This window comes from Peptidiphaga sp. (assembly GCF_057238965.1).
Genome location: NZ_DBHHEV010000010.1, coordinates 40,785 through 42,600, shown reverse-complemented (window position 1 = coordinate 42,600; position 1,816 = coordinate 40,785). Strand labels below are relative to the sequence as shown.

Sequence of the window (1,816 nt, the reverse complement as noted above, 5' to 3'; positions counted from 1 at the left end):
CGCGGGCCCCGCTTTCCCCGTCGCTCTCCCGTCGTCGGCCTCCTTCTTCGGCTTGGCGCCTTCTTCTTCTGCTTGGCACCCGTTTCTTCGATCTGCGGCCAGCTTCCTCGGCTCGGCGCCCACTTCTTCGACCCGGAGCCTGCTTCTTCGACCTGGAGCCTACTTCTTCGACCCGGCGTCGGGCTTGCCGCTCGCCGCGGACATTTCGTTGGGGACGATCTTGAGATTGAAGGACGTCACGACCTCGCCCGTCGAGATCTGCACGAGGCGGATCTTTTTCGAGGCGGGCTCCGAGACATAGGCGTAGTCCCCGATCGCCGTGACATTCGGGCCGGGCTCCTGCCAATCGTCCTTCTCGCGCCATTCCTTGACGACCTTGACCTTCTTTTTCACCTCGCCGGAAGCCGGATCGAGAATGGCGAGATTCCCGTCGTAGGTGAGGACCAGTCCCTCGCCGTTCGGGCCGCGCGCGAAAGAGCGGAACCAGTAGGGCGATCCGAGGTCGACCTTCTTCAACGTGCCGCTCGCCGTGTCGATGACTCCCGCCGACGTCGGCCTTTCGGTCACGCCCTCAGCGCCTTCGGCCGGCTTGACCGTCTTGTAGTCGGCGAGCACATAGGGCGATTCGGGCGAGCCGAATTGGTTGCCGGATCGTTGGTAGGGCTCGGAGACGGGGACCTTGTGGAAGGCCCCGTCCCGGTAGACGACCGGGCCGTTTGTGCAGCCGAAGGAGACGACGTCGCCGTTCGCGTTGGACTGGGCCGCCGCCTCCCCGTGGACTCCCGGGCAATCCGTTGTTTCCGCCACGACCTTGCCGCTTGGATCGACCTCCTGGATCGTGTGGCGCTCCTTCTCGGTTCCCTTCGTTGTCAGCATATTGCCGTTGGACAGCGGCACGGCGACTCCGTGGTGGGCGTCCCCTCCTTTGAACGCTTTGATTTCCGAAGGGTCGAGCTTCCCGTCCTTGAGGGCGTCTGCTGCGAATGTCTGGACTGTGCCGTCGCCGTCGGAGAACAGGGACGTGCGCCCGGCGTGGTTGACGACGTGCCCGGCTTTGGGCGCTTTGATTTGCGCGGACGTGAGCCTGGGGGAGGCGACGTAGTAGTGGTAGTGGTCCTCGTGCCGCTGCGCAATGAGGCCGACGTCGAAGAGCCGGAAGACGTCGCCGTCCGAGACGACGACGTGGCGGCCGTCGCCCGCGGGGTTCAGACGCAGGAAGCCGCCCTTCTTTACGTCCGCCAGAACCTTGCCCGTCGCTCCGTCGAGGGTGAGAAGCCCGCCGTCGTAGGAGACGACCAGGCGCGGCTTTAGCGAAGAGACTTCCTTGGGTTTTGCTTTTTCGCCGCCGCTGTTGCCTTCCTTGCCGTCGTTCGCGTCCGCTGTGGCTGTCGTCTGAGATCCGCCGGTCTTGCCCGGTGAATCGGAGCATCCCGCCAGCGCGAGGGTGGCGACTGCGACGAGGGAGGCAATCGTGCGCATAGGTGAATGTGTCATGTCGATAACCATAATGAAAATCATTATCAAGTTCAATGGATGGGCCCGACGCGCGTTGGCTGCGCTCACGAAACACGCACGTGGTCACCGGATGTGCACGCGGTCAACGCACGTGGTCAACGCACGCGCTCAGCGGATGCGCACGCGGTCAACGGAGGCGGTCAACGGACGCGCGCTCAGCGGATGTGCACGCGGTCAACGGAGGCGGTCAACGGACGCGCACTCACCGGAGGCGGTCGCTCCTACCAGATGCGCACGCGTTCCTCGGGCGGCAGGTAGAGGGCGTCGCCGGGTTGGAGGCCGAAGGCTTCGGCGAAGGCGT

At 64.8% G+C, this 1,816-nt stretch carries 1 protein-coding gene; it reads right to left on the bottom strand.

Going from position 1 to position 1,816, the window contains the following annotated elements:
• Positions 1–159 precede the first annotated feature (159 nt).
• Positions 160–1,494 carry a hypothetical protein gene (locus ACO48X_RS02655; RefSeq protein WP_485000275.1) on the bottom strand — a complete coding sequence of 445 codons (1,335 nt, stop codon included), beginning with the start codon at positions 1,492–1,494 and terminating at the stop codon, positions 160–162.
• Positions 1,495–1,816: the final 322 nt, after the last annotated feature.

Coding starts and splice junctions, on each gene's coding strand:
- ACO48X_RS02655 (WP_485000275.1), bottom strand. CDS start 1,494: ATGACACATTCACCTATGCGCACGATTGCCTCCCTCGTCGCAGTCGCC.